20 protein-coding genes are annotated in these 20,264 nt (G+C 72.8%); 1 reads left to right on the forward strand and 19 read right to left on the reverse strand.

The features are described 5' to 3' along the window. Nucleotides 1-64 precede the first annotated feature (64 nt). On the reverse strand, nucleotides 65-1,018 hold the full coding sequence (gene rpsB / locus OUQ99_RS26160; RefSeq protein ID WP_267946437.1) for a 30S ribosomal protein S2: 954 nt from the start codon (nucleotides 1,016-1,018) through the stop codon (nucleotides 65-67). Nucleotides 1,019-1,329: 311 nt separating this feature from the next. Between rpsB and OUQ99_RS26165 the strand changes: the two genes are divergently transcribed. Beyond that, nucleotides 1,330-2,202 carry a M23 family metallopeptidase gene (locus tag OUQ99_RS26165; RefSeq protein WP_267946438.1) on the forward strand — a complete coding sequence of 291 codons (873 nt, stop codon included), beginning with the start codon at nucleotides 1,330-1,332 and terminating at the stop codon, nucleotides 2,200-2,202. Between the two features lie 70 nt (nucleotides 2,203-2,272). Here the strand turns inward: OUQ99_RS26165 and OUQ99_RS26170 are convergent, their stop codons facing one another. The 18 genes from OUQ99_RS26170 to OUQ99_RS26255 all read right to left on the reverse strand — a co-directional run bounded on the left by OUQ99_RS26170 (nucleotide 2,273) and on the right by OUQ99_RS26255 (nucleotide 20,046). Beyond that, nucleotides 2,273-3,142 carry a tyrosine recombinase XerC gene (locus OUQ99_RS26170; protein WP_267946439.1) on the reverse strand — a complete coding sequence of 290 codons (870 nt, stop codon included), beginning with the start codon at nucleotides 3,140-3,142 and terminating at the stop codon, nucleotides 2,273-2,275. A gap of 2 nt (nucleotides 3,143-3,144) precedes the next feature. Beyond that, the gene (locus tag OUQ99_RS26175; RefSeq protein WP_267946440.1) at nucleotides 3,145-3,498 is read right to left on the reverse strand and encodes a RidA family protein; all 354 of its coding nucleotides are present in this window, start codon (nucleotides 3,496-3,498) and stop codon (nucleotides 3,145-3,147) included. A gap of 284 nt (nucleotides 3,499-3,782) precedes the next feature. After that, the gene (locus OUQ99_RS26180) at nucleotides 3,783-4,952 is read right to left on the reverse strand and encodes a DNA-processing protein DprA (RefSeq protein ID WP_267946441.1); all 1,170 of its coding nucleotides are present in this window, start codon (nucleotides 4,950-4,952) and stop codon (nucleotides 3,783-3,785) included. Nucleotides 4,953-5,034: 82 nt separating this feature from the next. Beyond that, the gene (locus tag OUQ99_RS26185) at nucleotides 5,035-6,558 is read right to left on the reverse strand and encodes a YifB family Mg chelatase-like AAA ATPase (RefSeq protein ID WP_267946442.1); all 1,524 of its coding nucleotides are present in this window, start codon (nucleotides 6,556-6,558) and stop codon (nucleotides 5,035-5,037) included. Continuing rightward, complete coding sequence (locus tag OUQ99_RS26190; protein WP_267946443.1) at nucleotides 6,558-6,923, reverse strand: YraN family protein; 366 nt, start codon at nucleotides 6,921-6,923, stop codon at nucleotides 6,558-6,560. The genes OUQ99_RS26185 and OUQ99_RS26190 overlap by 1 nt, the downstream gene beginning before the upstream one ends. Nucleotides 6,924-7,075: 152 nt before the next feature. Next, on the reverse strand, nucleotides 7,076-7,417 hold the full coding sequence (locus OUQ99_RS26195) for a DUF2469 domain-containing protein (RefSeq protein WP_267946444.1): 342 nt from the start codon (nucleotides 7,415-7,417) through the stop codon (nucleotides 7,076-7,078). A 252-nt stretch (nucleotides 7,418-7,669) separates the two neighbouring features. Then, entirely contained in the window at nucleotides 7,670-8,545 is an 876-nt protein-coding gene (gene lepB, locus OUQ99_RS26200; protein WP_267946445.1) for a signal peptidase I, read from the reverse strand. Between the two features lie 67 nt (nucleotides 8,546-8,612). Continuing rightward, nucleotides 8,613-8,972: a 50S ribosomal protein L19 gene (gene rplS, locus OUQ99_RS26205; RefSeq protein WP_267950508.1), complete on the reverse strand. Its 360-nt coding sequence runs from the start codon at nucleotides 8,970-8,972 to the stop codon at nucleotides 8,613-8,615. Nucleotides 8,973-9,161: 189 nt separating this feature from the next. Continuing rightward, a complete protein-coding gene (gene trmD, locus OUQ99_RS26210; protein ID WP_267946446.1) occupies nucleotides 9,162-9,926 on the reverse strand; it encodes a tRNA (guanosine(37)-N1)-methyltransferase TrmD in 765 nt (254 codons plus the stop codon). A gap of 11 nt (nucleotides 9,927-9,937) precedes the next feature. Then, nucleotides 9,938-10,450 carry a ribosome maturation factor RimM gene (rimM, locus tag OUQ99_RS26215; protein WP_267946447.1) on the reverse strand — a complete coding sequence of 171 codons (513 nt, stop codon included), beginning with the start codon at nucleotides 10,448-10,450 and terminating at the stop codon, nucleotides 9,938-9,940. Nucleotides 10,451-10,569: 119 nt separating this feature from the next. Further along, entirely contained in the window at nucleotides 10,570-10,812 is a 243-nt protein-coding gene (locus tag OUQ99_RS26220; protein ID WP_073704564.1) for an RNA-binding protein, read from the reverse strand. 1 nt (nucleotide 10,813) lies between these two features. Then, nucleotides 10,814-11,272: a 30S ribosomal protein S16 gene (gene rpsP / locus OUQ99_RS26225; protein WP_267946448.1), complete on the reverse strand. Its 459-nt coding sequence runs from the start codon at nucleotides 11,270-11,272 to the stop codon at nucleotides 10,814-10,816. 244 nt (nucleotides 11,273-11,516) lie between these two features. After that, nucleotides 11,517-13,115, reverse strand: a complete 1,599-nt coding sequence (gene ffh / locus OUQ99_RS26230) for a signal recognition particle protein (RefSeq protein WP_267946449.1) — start codon at nucleotides 13,113-13,115, stop codon at nucleotides 11,517-11,519. Nucleotides 13,116-13,312: 197 nt separating this feature from the next. Then, nucleotides 13,313-14,518, reverse strand: coding sequence for a hypothetical protein (locus OUQ99_RS26235; RefSeq protein WP_267946450.1), 1,206 nt, complete (start codon nucleotides 14,516-14,518; stop codon nucleotides 13,313-13,315). Nucleotides 14,519-14,911: 393 nt separating this feature from the next. Continuing rightward, the gene (locus tag OUQ99_RS26240; protein ID WP_267946451.1) at nucleotides 14,912-16,240 is read right to left on the reverse strand and encodes an ammonium transporter; all 1,329 of its coding nucleotides are present in this window, start codon (nucleotides 16,238-16,240) and stop codon (nucleotides 14,912-14,914) included. 473 nt (nucleotides 16,241-16,713) lie between these two features. Next, nucleotides 16,714-17,889 (reverse strand): signal recognition particle-docking protein FtsY, encoded by a 1,176-nt coding sequence (ftsY, locus tag OUQ99_RS26245; RefSeq protein ID WP_267946452.1) that lies wholly within the window; start codon nucleotides 17,887-17,889, stop codon nucleotides 16,714-16,716. A gap of 119 nt (nucleotides 17,890-18,008) precedes the next feature. Next, nucleotides 18,009-19,043, reverse strand: coding sequence for a FecCD family ABC transporter permease (locus OUQ99_RS26250; RefSeq protein ID WP_267946453.1), 1,035 nt, complete (start codon nucleotides 19,041-19,043; stop codon nucleotides 18,009-18,011). 1 nt (nucleotide 19,044) lies between these two features. After that, nucleotides 19,045-20,046, reverse strand: a complete 1,002-nt coding sequence (locus OUQ99_RS26255) for an ABC transporter substrate-binding protein (RefSeq protein ID WP_267946454.1) — start codon at nucleotides 20,044-20,046, stop codon at nucleotides 19,045-19,047. Nucleotides 20,047-20,264 lie beyond the last annotated feature (218 nt).

The raw sequence follows: 20,264 nt of genomic DNA on the forward strand, positions 1-20,264 counted from the left end.
CGGTGCCGCCCCGCCCGGAGGCGGGGCGGCACCGGGGGTGTTCCGTCGTCCCTGGGACCGCTGACTACTCGGCGGAGCCCTCGGTGGACTCCTGCGCCGGGGCCTCGGCCGGGGCCTCAGCCGGAGCCTCGGACTCGATCGCGGCCTCGACCTCGGGCTTCGGGGTCTCGACCGGGGCCTCGGTCAGCTCCTTGTCGACCTCGGGGGCGTCCGCGTCCGCGGCCGGGGCGGCCTCGGTCTCGGTCTTGCCCTCCAGGAGCTCGCGCTCCCACTCGGCCAGGGGCTCCTCGGCGGCCTTCTGCTCGCCCGTGCCCTCGGAGGCGCCGGAACGGGCCATGAGGCCGTCGGCCACGGCGTCGGCGATCACGCGGGTCAGCAGGCTGACCGAGCGGATGGCGTCGTCGTTGCCCGGGATCGGGTAGTCGACCTCGTCCGGGTCGCAGTTGGTGTCGAGGATCGCGACGACCGGGATGTTCAGCTTGCGAGCCTCGCTGATCGCGATGTGCTCCTTCTTGGTGTCCACGATCCAGACCGCGCTGGGCACGCGGGACATGTCGCGGATACCGCCGAGGGTGCGCTCCAGCTTCTCCTTCTCACGGCGAAGGTTGAGGAGCTCCTTCTTCGTGAGCGCGGAGCCGGCGACGTCGTCGAAGTCGATCTCCTCCAGCTCCTTGAGGCGCTGGAGCCGCTTGTGGACGGTGGAGAAGTTGGTGAGCATGCCGCCCAGCCAGCGCTGGTTGACGAAGGGCATGCCGACACGACGAGCCTGCTCGTCGATGGCCTCCTGCGCCTGCTTCTTGGTACCGACGAACAGGACGGTGCCGCCGTGGGCGACCGTCTGCTTGACGAACTCGTAGGCGCGGTCGATGTGCGCCAGCGACTTCTGGAGGTCGATGATGTAGATGCCGTTGCGCTCCGTGAGGATGAAGCGCTTCATCTTCGGGTTCCAGCGACGGGTCTGGTGCCCGAAGTGGACGCCGCTCTCCAGGAGCTGGCGAGTCGTCACGACTGTGGCCATGACTGGTCCTCCTTGCGGTGGCGGAGAGAGTCTCTCCGCCGTCGGTTGTGCCTGACGCCCCGGCCGCACCGCCATCCCGCCGAAACGGGGTGGACCGTAGGTACGACCCCTCCGTGAGGAGGCGCGTGGACGTGCGTATTGTGATCGGCCCGACGGGCCACGGACGATTCTATCCTCAGCCGGGCACACACCGGACCTGTGCTGCGCCTACGAGTGACCCCGCGCCCCCGTCCGGCGCCCCGGGGCCGGGGTTGTCCACAGTTGCCGGCAAGCCCCTGGCGGCCCCCGTCCCCCTCCCCGACCCTGGAGGCATGGACCTCTCCCGCCTCCTGCTCCCGCTGCTGTTCGCCTCGCTCCTGTGGTCGCCCGCCTCCCCCGCGGCGGGGGACACCGGCTGGCGCTGGCCCCTCTCCCCGGCCCCCGGGGTGCTGCGCCCCTTCGACCCTCCCGAGCAGCGCTGGCTCCCGGGGCACCTGGGCGCGGACCTGGCCGCCGAGCCCGGGCAGGAGGTGTACGCCGCGGGTTCCGGCCGGGTGCGCTTCGCCGGCACGGTGGCCGGGACACCCCTGGTCAGCGTCGCCCACGGGGACCTCCGCACCACCTACCTCCCGGTGGAGTCCGACCTGGCGCGCGGCGACCCGGTCTCCGCCGGGGACCTCCTCGGCGTCCTGGCCGCCGCCCCACCCCACTGCCGTGACCGCCCCTGCCTGCACTGGGGCCTGCTCCGCGGCGACGACTACCTCGACCCGCTCGGCCTGCTCGGCCTCGGCGAGGTCCGGCTCCTTCCCCTCGGTCCGGCCCGGGCCGGACCCCCGCCGGCCCGGTGGCCCCGTGCGGCCGGCGCCCTTCACTCCTGCCGCCTCCGCTCCGGCGGTGCGGCCCCGGGGACACGGGTCGGGCGCGGGCGCGCGTCCCGGAGGCGCTCCCGGCCCGGCGGGCGCGGAGTGGCGGATTTCGCACCGGCCGGCGCCCCTGGGCCCCTGGAAGGAGGCGGTCCCGCGAGTCGGCCGGAGGCGAAGGAGCGCGGCAGCCGTCCCGCACCCGCCGGTGGGCCCCGGGGAGGCGCGCCCCGGAGACGGGCAGAGGGCTCTCCGCCCGCACGCGGGTGCGGCCGATCGGTGTCCTGGCCGGCATCGCGCACCACGACGCCCTCCGCCCGCGCGCGGATGCGATCGCCGGGGTGATGAGGGCGGGCACGGCCGGGACGCAGCCTCCGCCCGCACGCGGGTGCGGCCGGCGGACACGGTGGTCCGCTCAGGCGCGGGGGTGGGCCCGGCGGTAGGTGTCGCGCAGGCGCTCCACGGACACGTGCGTGTAGATCTGCGTGCTGCGCGGGCTGGCGTGGCCCAGGAACTCCTGCACGCTGCGCAGGTCGGCCCCGCCGTTGAGCAGGTGCGTGGCGGCGCTGTGCCGCAGTCCGTGCGGGGCCCCGTCCGCGCCGGCGGCGCGCAGGTACGCGTGCACGTCCTCACGGGCCTGGCGCACCCCCAGCCGGCCGCCGCGCGCGCCGACGAACAGCGCGGCGCCGACGGCGGCCGAGGCCATCTCCGGCCGTCCGCCGGACAGCCACGCGTCGAGGGCGTCCAGCGCGGGAGCGCCCACGGGGACCGTGCGCTCCTTCGCGCCCTTGCCCAGGACGCGCACCGTGTCGCGTTCGCGGTCCACGTCGGCCAGGTCGAGGGCGCACAGCTCGGCGACCCGCACGCCGGTGGCGTACAGCACCTCCACCACCGCCCGGCGGCGCAGGTCGAGGGGGGCGTCCCCCGGGGGCCGGGAGAGGGCCGCGGCGGCCTGCCCCTCGTCCAGCACCGCTGGCAGGGACCGCCGCTGGGAGGGGCCGGACAGGCGCGGGCCGGGATCGGCCGCCAGCACCCCCTCGCGGTGCAGGTACCGGGTGAGGGCGCGCACGGCCGCCACGCGGCGGGAGACGGTGGCTCGGCTCGCCCCCGCGTCGCGGGACCGGGACAGCCAACCGCGCACCAGGAGCACGTCCAGGTCCTCGACCCGGTACCCGTTCTCCTCCAGGAAGGCCAGCAGGGAGCGCAGGTCGGCGAGGTATCCGCGCACGGTGTGGGGTGAGCGGCCCAGCTCACCGGACAGGTGGGCGGCGAAGCGGTCCAGCACGCTCACTCCCGGGGCAGGCAGGCCACGCCCTCGATCTCCACCAGGTACCTCGGGTTGACCAGGCCGCTCACCTCCACCAGGGTCCCGGCCGGGCGGTGCTCCCCGGGAAGGCAGTCGACCAGGGCGCTGCGGAACTCGTCGAGGTCGGCGATGTGGCGGAGGTAGTAGGTGAGTTTCACCAGGTGTCCCAGGTCCGCCCCGTGGCGGGCCAGGACGCGCTCCATGTTGCGGAAGACCTGCCGGGTCTGTCCCTCGACCCCTCCGGCGACGTCCCCGTCGGGGGCCTCGGGGGTCTGTCCGGAGACGAACAGCAGCGGGCCGTCCGCGAGCACGACGTCACTGTACGGTTTGGCCATGGCGGAACCCTACCCGCCATCGCGCCCCGCTATCCGTGCCCGGTTCGGCGCCCGCCGAGCCGCCCCGCGCTGCGGCGCCGCAGCGGGGCCCCGCCCGGCGGCGGCCCCGAGCGGCAGGCCCCGGTCGGCGGGTAGCCCGTGGGGCGGGCTGCCCCACACCGCAGAAGGGCCGTGCGGCGCGAGGGTCCCCACCACAGGCCCCGCACGGCAGGCCCCGCGCGGCAGCCGCCCCCTACGGTCGAAGGCTCTCCCCGCTGCGGGGCACGGAGCCGCGGCCTCCTCCGTCAGCGCGGCAGCCGCCATCCGGCCCGGCACCGTTCGACCAGCCCCGCCGCGGCCAGCAGCCCCAGGGAGCGCATCGCGACGTCCAGGGAGGTCCCGCTCGCAGCGGCGACCACCGCGGGACCGGCCCCCGCCCGGGGTACCGCTTCCAGCACCCGGGCGCTCTCCGCGTCGAGGTGGGCCGAGACCCGCACCGGTCCGCTCTCCGGAGGCAGCTCCCCCACCGCGCCGACCTGGGCGACGACGTCGTCGGCGCAGGTGACACAGCCCGCCTGCCAGTCGCGGAGGAGGACGTGGCAGCCCACCGACATGGCGGAGGTGACCGGACCGGGCACCGCCATGAGCACCCGGTGGAGTTCGACGGCGTGCGAGGCGGTGTTGAGCGCGCCGCTGCGCCTGCCCGCCTCCACGACCACCGTTCCCGGGGTGAGCGCCGCGATCAGCCGGTTGCGGATCAGGAAGTCCTTGGCCCGGGGCGTGGCGCCGACCGGCCTCTCGCTCACCAGCACCCCGGTCCGCGCGATGTCCGCGAACATGCCCGCGTGGCCGCGCGGATAGTCCACGTCCAGCCCGCAGGCCAGTACCACCACGGTGCTCCCGTTGGCGTGGGCGGCCCGGTGCGCGGCGCCGTCGATCCCGTACGCGCCGCCGGAGACCACGACCACGTCCTGCTCCGCCAGCTCGTAGGCCATCTCCGCCGCCACGTGCTCGCCGTAGGCCGTGGCAGAGCGCGCGCCCACCACGGCCACCGAGCGCAGGCACAGGTTGCGCAGGTCCCCGCCGCCGCGTACCCACAGTCCGTGCGAGCGGCGACCGCCGGGGAGGTCGAGGCCGTCCAGCCGGCCGGGCCACTCGGGGTCGCCCGGCGCCACGAACCGGATCCCGGCCGCCGCGGACTCACCGAGCAGCCCGTCGGGGTCGACCCGGGCGGCGGCCGCGCTCCACCCGTCCCAGCGGCGGCGCAGCCGGGCCCACGCCTCCGGGTCGGGGTCCTCGTCCTCCTCCACCGGCACGGACGGCGGGGGCTCCCCCGCCACCAGCCCCGCCCACACCCCGGCCGCACCGTGCTCGGCGAGCATCGCCCCCAGCCACAGGTCCCCCGGCGGCGCGACCGCCGTCAGACAGGCCCGCGCCCGGGCGTCGGCCTCCCCCTGCCAGTCCCGTACGGTCACCGTGCTCCCCTTCCACCCGTGTCCGCTGCGCCCCTCCGGAGCGCACCGGCCCGCACCCCGGGGCGCGGATCGCCGCCCCGCCTCACCATGCCCGCCCGGTCCACAGCGCGAAGGCATAGGCGGTCTCCTCCTCCCCCGGGCGGTCCCGCTCCGCGAGATCGGCCAGCGTCCACGCGACCCGCAGGGCCCGGTCGACCCCGCGGGCGCTGATCTGCCCGGCGTCCATGGCCCGTCCGAGGACGCGCAGCGCGGCGGGCTCGACCGGGAAGTCCCGGCGCAGCCGCGCGCCGGGGATCGCCGCGTTGGTGGTCCAGGGCGTGTGCGCCAGCCGTGCGAGCGCGCGGGCGCGCGCCCTCTCCACCCTGGCGGCGACCACGGCGGAGGACTCCGCGAACGCGCGGTCGGCGAGCAGCTCGGCCCTCGTCACGGGTTGCAGGTCGACCTTGAGGTCGATCCGGTCCAGCAGCGGCCCGGACAGCCGGGAGAAGTACCTGCGCCGCTCCCCCGGCGGGCAGGTGCACATGCTGCCCGGCCTGGCGCAGGGACAGGGGTTGGCGGCCATCACGAGCTGGAACCTGGCGGGGAAGGTCACCGTGGAGGAGGCGCGGGCCAGCACCACCTCCCCCCGCTCCAGCGGCTCGCGCAGGGAGTCCAGCACCCCCCTCCCGAACTGGGGCGCCTCGTCCACGAACAGCACTCCCCGGTGGGCCTTGGACACCCAGCCCGGCCCGGGGTGGCCGCTGCCCCCGCCGATGATCGACGCCCGGGAGGAGGTGTGGTGCGGGGCGGCGAACGGGGGCCGGGTGACCAGGGGCGAGCCCCGGGGGAGCATCCCGGCGACCGAGTGGATGGCGGTGGCCTCCAGCGCCTCGGAGGGGCGCAGTCCGGGCAGGACGGTCGGCAGGCGCTCGGCGAGCAGGCTCTTGCCCGTGCCCGGGGAGCCGAGCATCATGAGGTTGTGCCCGCCCGCCGCGGCGACCTCCACCGCCCGGCGCGCCACCGGCTGGCCCAGCACGTCGGCCAGGTCCGGCCCGGGGTCGTCCGGCTCCCGGGCACAGGGCGCCTCCGGCCCGGCGGCCTCCTCCAGGAAGAACGCCCCGCGCAACCACTGGCACAGGTCCATCAGGCTGCCCACCGCGGTCACCTCCACGTCGGGGACCAGGCGGGCCTCGGCCGCGTTGCCGCGCGCCACGACGAACCCGCGGTAGCCCTGCTCGGTGGCGGAGACCATCGCCGGAAGGACGCCGAGCACCGGGCGCGCCCTCCCGTCGAGTCCGAGCTCGCCGATGAGGACGGTGCCCGCCAGGCGGTCCGGCGGCACCGCGCCCGTGGCGCACAGCACGGCGGCGGCGATGGCGAGGTCGAAGAGGCTGCCCGCCTTGGGGAGGCTGGCCGGGGACAGGCTGATGGTGATCTGACCGCTGGGCCACTCCTCGCCGCTGTTGGCCACGGCCGCGCGGATGCGGTCCCGGGCCTCCCGCAGCGCGGCGTCGGGGAGCCCCACGAGCGTCACCCCGGGGTCGCCGCCGCCCAGGTGCACCTCCACCTCGACGATGTGCCCCTGGACCCCCAGCAGGGTGATGCAGTGGGCGCGGGCGAGGGTCATCACGTCATCCCCCGCTCGTGGGAGACGAACACGCGCCCGCCGGTGATCAGGACGCAGACGCCGTCCACCCGCAGCGACGCGGCCGGGACCCGGTGCCGGGCCGCCCACGCCCTCCCGAGGCGGCGCAGACGGCGCCGCTTGTCGGGTGTGATGGCGTCCACGGGGTGCCCGTACCGCACGGAGGTCCGGGTCTTGACCTCGGCGACGACCAGGACCGGTCCGTCGCGGGCCACGATGTCGATCTCCCCCGACGGCGACCGCCAGTTGCGGTCCACCACCCGCATGCCCGCGCTCCGCAGGAAGACCGCGGCGAGGTCCTCCCCGCGTCCGCCCAGTGCCCTCCGGTATCCGGCCCACCTGTCCACGGTCGACCACCTCCCGTTACAACGGTGGGTGATCGCCGTCCGGCGCGCCAGGGGGAGTTCGTTCCTGTGGACGAACCGGCCGCTGCCCCGGGCACGAGGGCCGCGACGGGGAGCCGCCCCGGGGACCGGTCATGCCCGGGGCACGGTTCGGGTCAGGGCAGCTCGGGACCGCCCCGGCCGCCGTCCGCGGGAGGCATCTCCAGGTCGGACTTCTGGATCTCCTCGACGTTGACGTCCTTGAACGTCACCACGCGCACGTTGCGGACGAACCGCGCCGGGCGGTACATGTCCCAGACCCAGGCGTCCTCCATCACGACCTCGAAGTACATCTCCCCGTTCTCGGTCGAACGCGGCTGGAGGTCGACGTTGTTGGTCAGGTAGAACCTGCGCTCGGTCTCCACGACGTAGCTGAACAGCCCGACGACGTCCCGGTACTCGCGATAGAGCTGGAGCTCCATCTCGGCCTCGTACTTCTCCAGGTCCTCAGAACTCATCCACGCGCTCGCTTTCGTCGCACTCTCCGGTCGTGGTGTGCCGGTCTCCTCATCACGTGTACACCGCCACCGCCCCGGTTGTTCCCCGCGTGGGAGGACCCACGCGTCGGGGGGACATCAAGACGCTCCGAGATCCATCATGCGTCACGGAACGGACTTCTGGGCCCCGTGGAACAGATTTCCTTCGACGGATCGGTCACCGGAACCCTCCGGAGGTCCCGATCCGTCTTCGGACCGGGACCCGTCACGGCGTCACCCGGCCGCGGTGTCGACGGCCTCGAAGCTCTCCGGAACGCCCAGACCGCCGACCTGGTTGAACGGCCAGATGATGACGAACGCCCGGCCCACCACGTGGTCGATCGGGACGGCGCCGCCACCGGGGTTGTTCTGGTTGAGGCGGGAGTCGTAGGAGATCGCCCTGTGGTCCCCCATCAGCCACAGGTGCCCCTCGGGCACCTCGACCGGGCCGAACTCGGTGTGGCTGGCCACGCTTCCCGGGTACAGGTAGGCGTCCTCCTCCAGGGGGACGCCGTTGACCAGGATGCGGTTCTGCTCGTCGCAGCACTCCACGGTGTCGCCGGGGAGCCCGATGACCCGCTTGATGTACTCCTTGCCCGTGGGCGCGGCGCCCAACTGCTGCTGCACCCAGCTGAAGGCGCCGGCGACGGGGTTGGTCGGCTCGGGCACGGTCACGGTGTTCGGGTCGTCCCACGACCCGTTGCCGTTGAAGACGACGACCTCGCCGCGCTCGATGTCGCGGATCTGGTAGACGACCTTGTTCACGAGCACCCGGTCGCCGACGAGCAGCGTGTTCTCCATCGATGTGGAGGGGATGTAGAACGCCTGCATCACCCAGGTCCTGATCACGAACGCCAACACCACGGCGATCACGATCAGGATGGGGAGTTCCTTCCAGAACGACCCCTTCTTCTCACTGCTCTGGGACTTGCTCATCTCGGCGTCCGCCTTCTCCTCCGGCTCCTGACCAACGACTTCGGAGACACCACTGGCTCCCGAGTCCTCAGGGACTCGGGAGCCAGTGGCGGAGCTTCGCTCCTCCGGGCCGGGCCGGGCGGAATCCTCGTCCTGGACCCCGTCCGCGCCGGGATCCCTCTCGTCTTTGCTCATCGAGCCGAAGCCTATCCTGCCTCCCGTGCGGGAAGAGGGCCGTTCGGCTCCGAAAGGGAGCGGAAGCCTACTTGGAGACGGGCTCGCGGCGCTCGCGGATGCGGGCGGCCTTGCCGCGCAGGTCGCGCAGGTAGTACAGCTTGGCGCGACGCACGCGGCCGCGGGCGGCGACCTCGTACTTCTCGATGGCCGGGGTGTGGATCGGGAAGGTGCGCTCCACGCCCACGCCGTAGCTCACCTTGCGGATGGTGAAGGTCTCGCGGTTGCCCGAGCCCTGACGGCGGATGACGACGCCCTTGAAGACCTGGACACGGGTGCGGGTGCCCTCCGTCACGCGGACGTGGACGTTGAGCGTGTCACCCGGGCGGAACTCGGGGACGTCGGTGCGGAGCTGAGCCTTCTCGAGCTCCTGGATGGCGGTGTGCATCTCGCGATTCCTCATCGATAGCGCTCCGCGCCCTGTCCCCGGCGTGGTGCGGGGAGGGTTGCGCGGGCGAGGGCCCGTACGGGTCTGGACATTCGGACCACCCGGTGACCGTCACAGAGGCCGACGTCGTGCCGCCGGCATGCGGATGCCATGGGTCACCAAGGGGGAACCCACCCAGTTTGCCACATGTCAGGTGGCTTCCCGAACGGCCTCCTCGGCGAGGACCTCCCGGTCACGCCGGTCGAGGGCCTCCTCCGGCATGGCGCCGACCAGGTCCGGCCGGTTGCGCGCGGTCTTGCGGAGCGCCTGGTCGCGGCGCCAGCGGTCCACGGCCCCGTGGTTGCCGGACAGCAGCACGGGCGGCACCTCCTGGTCCCGCCACATGACGGGCTTGGTGTACACCGGCCCCTCGACCAGGTTCTCCATGCCGCCGGAGGCGAAGGAGTCCTGGACCGCCGACTCGGTGTTGCCGAGAACACCCGGCAGCAGGCGGGTGATCGCCTCGACCATCACCAGCGTCGCGGACTCGCCCCCGTTGAGGACGTAGTCGCCGATGCTGACCTCCTCGACCGGCATCCGCAGGGCGGCGTCCGCGGCCACCCGGGAGTCGATGCCCTCGTAGCGCCCGCACCCGAAGACCAGCCTCTCCTCCCCCGCCAGGCGCTCGGCGTCCGCCTGCCGGAAGGGGCGGCCGCTGGGTGTGGGCAGGATCAGGCGGGCCGGGGCCCCGGCCACGACCTCGTCGAGCGCCTCACCCCAGGGTTCGGGCTTCATGACCATGCCGGGGCCTCCCCCGTAGGGGGTGTCGTCCACGGTGTTGTGCCTGTCGTGCGTCCAGGAGCGCAGGTCGTGGACCCGCACGTCGAGGAGGCCCGAGGCGCGTGCCCTCCCGATCAGGGAGAGGTCCAGGGGGGCGAAGTAGTCGGGGAAGATGCTGATGATGTCGATGCGCACTGCGCGCCCCTTCAGTCGGCGAGGTCGAGCAGGCCGGGCGGCGGGTCGATGACGATCCGGCCCCCGGCCACGTCGACCTCGGGCACCAGTGCGGCGACGAAGGGCACCAGCACCTCGCCGCCGCCGGGGGTGGCGACGACCAGGACGTCCTGGGCGTGGTGGAGCACGTCGTCGACCGTGCCGACGGCCTCGCCCCCGGTGGTCACCGCGGCCAGGCCGATGAGTTCGTGGTCGTGGAACTCGTCGGGGTCGTCCAGGGGGGCGATGTCCCGTGAGTCCACGAACAGCAGGGTGCCGCGCAGCGCCTCGGCGGAGTCGCGGTCGGCGATCCCCTTGAAGCGCACCAGCAGCCGGTCGCTGTGGCGACGGCTGGACGCGACGGTGAGCGGTCCGGCTCCGGCCGGGTCGGTCTCCATCACGGTGCCGTCGGCGAAGCGGGCCGCCGGGTCGTCCGTCCGCACGTCGACGGCGACGTCGCCCCGGATACCGTGCGCGCGGCCGATCCGGCCCACAACGAGTCGCATGGGAGGTTCCGTCCTTCCGCCCGTCCCACCGTGGAGACGGGAAAACTGTGCCCGGGGCAGGTGCCCCGGGCACAACTACGGGGCGCCGACCGGTCGTGGTCGGCGCCCCAAGAGGCGCGTCAGCGCACTTCGTGCAGGTCCAGCAGGTCCACTCGGACGTAGCGGCCCCCGGCGAGGGAGCCGATCACGGTCCGGAGTGCCTTGGCGGTGCGGCCGTTGCGACCGATCACCTTGCCGAGGTCGTCGGGATGGACCCGGACCTCCAGGACTTTGCCCTTGCGGAGCCGCTTGGCTCTCACCTGGACGTCGTCGGAGTTCGCAACGATCCCCTTCACGAGGTGCTCAAGCGCCTCTTCCAGCACGTCAGGCCTCGCCCTCGGACTTCTCGGCCTCGGCGGTCTCGGCGGGCTTGTCGGCCGCCTTCTCCGCCTTCTTCTCGGTCTTCTTGGCCTTGGTCTTGCCCTCGCCGCCGGGGAGCACGAGCTCCTTCAGCGCGGCCTGGAAGGCGGCTTCCTTGGCCTCGGGGTCCTTGGCCTCGGCGACCTGGAGCGGAGCCGGGGCGGGAAGGCCCTTGAACTTCTGCCAGTCGCCGGTCTTGCGCAGGAGGACCTTGACCGCGTCGGAGGGCTGGGCCCCCACGGACAGCCAGTACTGCGCCCGCTCGGAGTCGACCTCGATGAGGCTCGGGTGCTCCTTGGGGTGGTACTTGCCGATCTCCTCGATCGCCTTGCCGTCACGCTTGGTGCGGGCGTCGGCGACGATGATGCGGTACTGGGGCGTACGGATCTTGCCCATACGCTTGAGCTTCAGTTTGACAGCCACTGGAGTGGTCTTCTCCCGATGAACGGTGTTCGGCGCCCGGCGGCGAAACCACGTGGGGTTGCAGTACCCGCCAAGGCAAGACGTGGGTGGCGGGTTAGTTAGAGGGCTGACCCGTCCACCGTTAGTCGACTACTCATTGTGCCAGACGCGAGCGTGTTCCTCGGACAGGACACAGGCGCCCGCGTGGCCCCGCCGACGCGAACGGCCCGCCCCCTCGCCGGGGACGGGCCGCCTGTGGTCTCCGCTACTGCTTGGGCAGCTTGAAGTTGGACAGGTCCGGCATGTTGGGTCCGCCGAAACCGGGCGGGAGCGTGGGCTGCCCGCCGCCGCCTCCGCCGAGGCCCGGGGGCAGCTGCGGCATCTGCTGGCCGCCCTCCTCCTGGCGCTTCTGGCGCTCGGCCGCGCGCTCGGCCTCCTGCTGGCGGGCCTTCATCGGGTTGCCGCTGCGCTGCTTGCCCTTCTTGGCCTTCTTGGCCTGGGCCTTGGCCTTCTTGCGGTTGCCGCCGCCGACCCCGGGCATCCCGGGCATGCCCGGCATCCCGCCGTTCTTCATCTTGCGCATCATCTTCTGCGCCTCGAAGAAGCGGGTGACCAGGCCGTTGACGTCGCTGACCTGCGTACCCGAGCCGTTGGCGATGCGCAGCCGGCGCGAGCCGTTGATCGACTTGGGGTTGGCCCGCTCGCCCGGCGTCATCGACTGGATGATCGCCTGGATGCGGTCCAGGTCCTTGTCGTCGATGTTGTCGATCTGGTCGCGCATCTGCCCCATGCCGGGCATCATGCCGAGCAGGTTCCCGATCGGGCCGAGCTTGCGGACCATCGACATCTGCTGGAGGAAGTCGTCCAGCGTGAAGTCGTCGTCCGAGGCCATGGTCGAGGCCATCTTCTCGACCTCGGCCTCGTCGAACGTGCGCTGCGCCTGTTCGATGAGCGTGAGGACGTCACCCATGTCCAGGATGCGCGACGCCATCCGGTCCGGGTGGAAGAGGTCGAAGTCCTCCAGCTTCTCGCCGGTGGACGCGAACATGATCGGACGGCCCGTGATGTGCCGGATGGACAGGGCCGCACCGCCGCGGGCGTCACCGTCGAGCTTGGTGAGCGCGACCGCGTCGTAGCCGACGCCGTCGAGGAAGGCCTGGGCGGTGTTGACCGCGTCCTGGCCGATCATCGCGTCGACGACGAAGAGGATCTCGTCGGGGCTGACGGCGTCGCGGATGTCGGCGGCCTGCTGCATCATCTCGGTGTCCACACCGAGGCGGCCCGCGGTGTCGATGATGACGACGTTGTGGTTGTTGCGGCGCGCGTGCTCGACGGAGGCCCGGGCGACCTCGACCGGGTCGCCCACGCCGTTGCCGGGCTCGGGAGCGAACACCGGGGTCCCGGCGCGCTCACCGACCACCTGGAGCTGGGTGACGGCGTTGGGGCGCTGGAGGTCGGCGGCGACCAGCAGCGGCGTGTTGCGGTCCGCCGACAGCCACTTGGCGAGCTTGCCCGCCAGGGTGGTCTTACCGGCGCCCTGGAGGCCGGCGAGCATGATCACGGTGGGCGGGTTCTTGGCGAACCGCACCTGCCGGGTCTCGCCGCCGAGGATCTCGACGAGTTCCTCGTTGACGATCTTGATGACCTGCTGCGCCGGGTTGAGGGCCTTGGAGACCTCCTCGCCGCGGGCGCGCTCCTTGATCCGCGAGATGAACTCGCGGACCACCGGCAGCGCGACGTCCGCCTCGAGCAGCGCGAGACGGATCTCCCGCGCGGTCGCGTTGATGTCCTCCTCGGACAGCCGCCCCTTGCCGCGCAGCGAGGAGAAGACCGATGTCAGCCGGTCGGAAAGCGTCTCGAACACGAGTTTGGCCAGTCCTTCGTCTCGTAAGTGGTTTCCCAGCCTACCCGCCCACCGCCGCCGGACAGTAGTCCGAGGCCGCGGGGCCGGGAACGGGGTGAGGGCGGGGCCCGTGCGCCCCGCCCTCCCTGTCGTCGCCTGTCTCCGCCACCGCGCCCGTACCCGGCCGCCGGTCCGCGGACCGGCGGGGGCGCGGGGCGCTAGTTGCCCCCGTCCTCCGCGGACTCCTCCTCGGAGGGGGCGGCGCCGCCGGCCAGCGTGGCCTCGCGCTGCTCGGCGAGGGCCGCCAGCATCTCCTCCTGCTGGCCGCCGGTCAGGCCGCGGGTGGAGAGCTGGGCCTCACCGTCGATGGTGTAGGTCTGCTGGGTGGAGCTGACGATGTTGTAGTCGGCGCTGCACGAGAGGTCCAGGGTCGCGCCCGCCTCCAGGGTGCCGCCGTCGTCGCAGGTCTGCTCGCCGATGTCGGCGTTGGTGAAGGTCACGTCCATGCGGACGGTCACCTCGCCGCTGCCGTCGCCGCCCGCGTCCCGCACCGTTCCCGACCAGGTGCAGTTGGGCCCGTCCTCGCAGTTCATCTCGGGGTTGCCGTCCCAGCCCACCTCGATCCGGGCGTCCCGGGACCCGGTCAGGTCGTCCTCGGCCGTGGTGATGATGCCGTCGTAGAGCTCCTCGACGGCTGCGGTGTCGGCCTCGGCCAGGTCCAGCCGGACCTGGGGGCCGGTCTCGGCGCCCTCGGGGACGAGCTCCTCGACGGCGATGCGCTGGACCTGCTCGGTCTCCGCGTTGATCCAGACCTGGTTGCGCTCGCCGGCGAGGTCGATCCGGTAGGTGAGCGTGCCGTCCAGGTTCTCCTCGACGGCCTCCTCCGAGTCCAGCTCGATCGCGGCCAGGGTCGCGGAGAGCTCCGGCGGGGCCAGGGTGGTGCTGGGGTTGAGCCCGGCCTGGGCCGCCGAGGAGCGCACCCAGTTCTCGTTGAAGTCGTCGAAGTCCGGACCGAAGACGCCCTGGTCGAGCCAGAAGTCCTCGACCGCGCGGATGAAGAGCTTGCCGTCGGCGGCGAGCACGTCCGCCTCGACGCTGTTGGCCCGGATGGTCCCGCTCGTCGCGCCGGTGTCGGCGACGGTGAGCGAGGCGTCACGGACCTCGGAGGAGCCGACGGTCTCCGCGACCTGCCCGGTGGCGGTGAGCGCCGGGTAGGCGGCCAGGTCCGCCAGCGCGCTCTCCAGGAGGGGCGCCGCGGCCACCGGCTCGGCGGGTTCGGGACTGGGCTCCTCCTCGCCCCCGCCGGGGCGCAGGCTGCTCAGGTCGATGGAGCACGCCGTCAAGCCGAGAACGGCGATCGCGCTCGTCGCGGCAAGCGCGGAGCGCCTGGCCCTGCGACCCCTGAAGTGACTAACCGGCGCCATCTTGCCTCCTGACCCCGACCTGTGGGGCACTGTACGAATCAGCGTGAGTTTCCGGGTGGGCGGCGGGACGACCGGCCCGAGACCCGTCATTGGCGTGGGACGCGGATGCGCGGCGCCTGGTTTCAACCCGGCGCCGCCCGAAGGGCGCCGATACGCACCTGTGATTCGGCCGGCGTCCCCGGCCGGGCGCACCCGTCCCGCGGCATGACAGCCGCACCGCTCAGAGGGTACCGAACCAACACGCAGGCCACGGCCAATACCGGCCTATGAATGCCCATATATGCCACGAAGCACTATAGAAAACAGAAACGGGACCGACGGGGATCTCTCCCCGCCGGTCCCTGGCACCTCACCGCGTCAACGGTGCAGGGCCTCCGGCCTCCACGCTGAGGACTAGGCCTTGACCTGCGGTGAGGCCGCCTCCCCGCCCGGAGGCGTCGGCGGGGAGACAGCTTCTGCCTCGATCTCGTCGAGCTCCTCGAAGGCGTAGGCCGACTCGGCGTGCAGCTCGTGGTCCAGGCCGTTGGTCTCGACCTCCTCGGTGATGCGGAACCCGACGACGAGGTCGATGACCTTGGCGATGACCCAGGTGACGACGAAGGAGTAGATCATGACGCCGACGACCGCGACGACCTGGACGGCCAGGAGGCCGATGCCACCGCCGTAGAGCAGGCCGTCCGAGCCGCCGACCACACCCGCGGCCACGAGTCCGAGGACCACCGACCCGATGATGCCGCCGACCATGTGGATGCCCACGACGTCGAGCGCGTCGTCGTACTTGAACTTGAACTTCCAGCTGATGGCGTAGGCGCACACGGCGCCGGACAGCGCGCCGACGGCGATCGCGCCGAGGGGGGTGACGTTCGCGGCGGCCGGGGTGATGGCCACCAGGCCGGCGATGGCGCCGGAGGCGAAGCCCAGGGCGCTGACCTTGCCGTAGCGCAGGCGCTCGACGAGCATCCAGGCCCCGGTGGCGGCGGCCGTGGCGACCTGCGTGTTGACCAGGGCCAGGGCTGCGGTCTCGTTGGCGGCGTAGGCGGAGCCGGCGTTGAAGCCGAACCAGCCGAACCACAGGAGCGCCGCGCCGAGCAGCACGAACGGAAGGTTGTGGGGACGCATCGACTCGGAGCCGAAGCCCTTGCGGCGGCCGAGGACGAAGGTCAGGGCCAGCGCCGCCGCGCCGGCGTTGATGTGGACCGCGGTGCCGCCGGCGAAGTCGATGACCTCGTAGCCGCCGATGGTCAGGCCGCCGATCCAGCCGTCGCCCCAGACCCAGTGGGCGACGGGGAAGTAGACGAGCAGGGCCCAGACCGGGGCGAACAGCATCCAGGCGCCGAACTTGGCGCGGTCCGCGATCGCGCCGCTGATGAGGGCCACGGTGATCACCGCGAACATCATCTGGAAGCCGGCGTCGACGAGCAGCGGGTAGCCGCCCTCGCCGTCGGCCGCGGGCTCGATCTCGCCGATCAGGTTGCTGAGCCCGACGTAGTCGAAGCCACCGATGAACGCGTTGAGCGGACCGCCGTCGGAGTAGGTGAGCGAGTGGCCCACCACGACCCAGAGGACGCTGACGATCGCGATGCTCGCGAAGCTCATCAGCATCATGTTCAGGACGCTCTTGGCCCGCGACATGCCTCCGTAGAAGAAGGCCAGGCCCGGGGTCATGAGCATCACGAGCGCTGCGCTGATGAGCAGCCACGCCGTGTTGCCGGTGTCAATCATTACGTCGCCTCCGTAGGACGGGCGGGGGATTGTGTCTGTGAGGGCGGCGGTCAGCGAGCGCATCATCGGGCCCGATGCAGATCACCACGCAGGCAACTGTCCGACCGGGGTGTTTCTCCCCGGGACCCGACGTGTTGCGCAGGGGTAAAAGGACAGCCAGAAGTGTTAACGCACCATGAACCGAACCCCCAGCACGCCCGAACGCACGTGCACCGGCACAGAGCGACCCCCGTCACATCATCCGAGGGAGACCAAATGGTCACTCTCGGTCAGATCTCACGCCCGTGAGGACGGCGCCGTCAAGTAGGCGGCGTTCGGTGTTTCACCGGCGTGTCGATCGCATGAAACGGGCCGTCGCGGCGCCGGTGTCCGGGTACGGCCGGGTTCGCGCCGTGTGGACACGGCTGTGGCCGGGCACCCGGTCGGGTGGCCGGCCACGCTCGCGGATCCGCCCCGGCGACGGGGGAGCCGCCTCAGCCCAGGATGGCGTCCACGAAGACCTCGGGGTCGAAGGGCGCCAGGTCGTCCGGCCCCTCCCCGAGCCCGACCAGCTTGACCGGCACGCCCAGCTCGCGCTGGACCTGCACGATGATGCCGCCCTTGGCGGTGCCGTCCAGCTTGGTCAGCGCGATGCCCGTGACGTTCACGACCTCGCCGAACACCCGGGCCTGGCGCAGGCCGTTCTGCCCGGTCGTCGCGTCGAGGACCAGGAGCACCTCGTCGACCTGCGACTTCTTCTCCACGACCCGCTTGACCTTGCCCAGCTCGTCCATCAGGCCGGTCTTGGTGTGCAGGCGCCCGGCGGTGTCGATGATGACCGTGTCGGCGCCCTCCTCGATGCCGCGCGAGACGGCGTCGAAGGCCACGCTCGCCGGGTCCGCGCCCTCCTCCTTGCGCACGACCGGGGCCCCCACGCGGCTGCCCCACGTCTGGAGCTGCTCGGTGGCGGCGGCGCGGAAGGTGTCGGCGGCGCCGAGCACGACGCTGCGCCCGTCGCCGACCAGGACCCGGGCCAGCTTGCCGGTGGTCGTGGTCTTCCCGGTGCCGTTGACCCCGACCACCATGATCACGGCGGGGCGGCCGTTGTGGGGTTCGGTGCGCACGGTGCGGTCGGCGTCCGTGCGGATGTGCGCGAGGAGCTCCTCGCGCAGCAGCGCCCGCACCTCGTCGTGGCCGCGGCTGCCGAGCACCTTGACGCGGGTGCGCAGGCTCTCCACGATCTGGGAGGCGGAGGCCACGCCGATGTCGGCGGTGATGAGGGTGTCCTCGATCTCCTCCCAGGCGTCGTCGTCCAGGGTGTCGGAGGAGAGGAGGTTGAGCAGTCCCTGCCCGAAGGAGCTCTGCGACCGGGCCAGCCGCGCGCGCAGGCGCACCATGCGCCCCGCGGAGGGCGGCGGGGTCTCCAGCTCCGGCGCGGCGGGCTCGGCGGCCGGGGCCTCCGGCGGGGCCTGCGAGGGAGGCGTGCGGACGGTTCCGGAGTCCCTGTCCCGGTCCTCCTCGACGGCGGTCGCCCCGGCGGCCCCCGTGGTCTCGGGTCCGGGTTCCTCCTTGCCCGGCTTGACCGGGCGTTGGGTCCTGACCAGGAAGAACCCGCCGACGGCCAGGAGCACGACGGCGATGACGATGGCGGCGATCAAGGTGATGTCCATAGCGTGCACCAGTCTCCCAGAGTGTTCGACGCGTTCGCGTCACGGCCGGGTGGCGTGCCGGGAACGAACGGTGCGCGGGGTCCGCGGCCGGTGTCCGCGAGTGCCCGCGCCGTCGCGCCTCAGGTACTGCGGTGGCGCGTGGTGCGCAGGATGAGAACGAAGAAGGGCGCGCCGAGAAAAGCGGTCACCACGCCGATGGGGAGCTCGGCCGGGGACACCAGGGTCCTGGCCACGATGTCCACCAGGACGAGGAAGGCCCCGCCGAACAGCACGGTCACCGGCAGGATCGCCCGGTAGTTGGACCCCACCAGCCGGCGCACCACGTGCGGGACGACGATCCCGACGAAGCCGATCAGCCCGCTCACCGACACCGCGGCGGCCGTGGCCAGCGACGCCGCGCCGATCACCACGATGCGCACCGCCGCCGGGTTCAGGCCCAGGCTGACCGCCTTGTCGTCGCCGAGGGCGAGCATGTCGAGCAGGTAGCCGCACAGCAGGAGGACGGCCAGGCCGACCACCGCGTAGGGGGCGATCAGCCGGACGTCGTTCCACCCGTCGCGGCCCAGCCCGCCGAGCAGCCAGGCGTAGATGCGCTGGAGCTGGTCGACGCCCATCTGCTGGACCAGGGTCTGGGCGGCGGAGAGGAAGGACGACACGGCCACGCCCGCGAGGACGAGGGAGGCCGTGCCACCGCCCCCCGCGGTGGACCCGAGCAGGTAGGCGGCCGCCACGCCGAGCAGGGCCCCGACGAAGGCGGCGACGGGGACCAGGGCGCGCGGCGAGCCGCCGAGCTCCTGCCCGAACACCATGACCAGGGTCGCGCCGAGCCCGGCCCCGGCGGCGGCGCCGAGGAGGAAGGGGTCGGCGAGGGGGTTGCGGAACACGCCCTGGTAGGCGCCGCCCGCCGTGGCCAGGAGGGCACCGACGATCGCGCCCATCACCACGCGGGGAAGGCGCAGCTCCACGAGCAGGGCCGCCTGCCGCTCGGTCAGGGGCGACTCCACCCCGAACGGCAGGAGGCTGAGGAGGTGCCGGACGATGTCGGCCGCCGACAGGGAGGCCGCTCCGGCGGAGATGCCGAAGAGGCCGGCCGCGACCAGCGCGACCGCTCCCGCGGCCGCCCAGCCGACGGGGACGCCGACACCGCCCTTCACGCTAGTTCCCCGCGTTCTCGGTCACGGCCTCGCCGACCAGCTCGGCGAAGTCGACGACCCGAGGTCCCCAGCGGGAGGCGATGTCGGCGTCGAGCAGGTAGACGGCGTCGTTCCGCACGGCGGTGACGGTGTCGAAGGCCGGGCGCCCGGCGACGTCCTCGACCGTGGACTCGTCGCCGTAGGACAGGAAGACCATGTCGGGGTTCTCCTCGACGATGTACTCCTGTGACAGCTGCGGGTACCCGCCCGCGGAGCCGTCGTCGGCCGCGTCGGCGATGTTGACCAGCCCGAAGGACCGGTAGATCTGCCCGACGAAGGTCTCGGAGGTGGCGGAGAAGGACGTCTCGTCGAGCTCCTGGTAGAAGGTCAGCCCGGCGCCGTCGGCCGTGTCGCACACGCCCTCGACGACCGCGTTGAACTCTCTCTCGACCCGGTCCGCCTCGGCGTCGGCCTCGGCGGTGCGGCCGGTGGCGTCCCCGAGCAGGCGGATCTGCGCGTAGGTGTCCTCCAGGTCCTGGGCGGCGTCGATGACGAGGGTGGGGATGCCCACGGTCTCCAGCTGGGAGGCGGTGTCCTCGGCGCTGCGGGCGAGGACGACCAGGTCCGGGTCGTACTCGGTGACGGCCTCGACGCTGGGCTCGAAGCCGCTCAGCGCCGTGGTGGGGGCCTCCTCCGGGTAGTCGGAGTACTCGTCGGCGGCCTCGACCTGGTCGCCCGCGCCGATGGCGAAGAGCATCTCGGTGTGGCTGGGCGACAGGGAGACGATCCGCCGGGGCTCCTCCTCGAGGGTGACGTCGCCCGTGGCGCCGGTGAGGGTGACGGGGAAGGTGCCGTCGCCCACGGTGGGACGGTCGGGATCGGCCTCGGGGGCGCCGCAGGCGGCGGGCGCGGCGTCGGTCGTCGGCTCGGCCTCGGTCTCACCGTTCTCCGCCCCGCCGCCGCAGGCGGTCAGGGTGAGGGCGGCTCCGAGGAGGACGGCGGGGAAGGGGCGTGCGATCCGCACGGTGCTCCTTGCGGGACGGGGGAAGGAGCACGGTCCTGGCGGAGACTGGCCTGTCCTTCCCACGAGGACGGGTGAGTCGATGCCGGGAGGCGACCTGGCTCGTCCCCGCCGGGGCGGGGCTCCACAGTTGCGGGACAGCGCCGGATTGGACGGCCCCGCAGGGCCGCTGTACCGGACTTCGCTCCTTCGACACCGGACGGGCCGCCCGGAGGCGGCCC

Origin of the sequence: Streptomonospora nanhaiensis (assembly GCF_026642255.1) — a bacterium.
GTDB classification, from domain to species: Bacteria; Actinomycetota; Actinomycetes; order Streptosporangiales; family Streptosporangiaceae; genus Nocardiopsis; species Nocardiopsis tropica.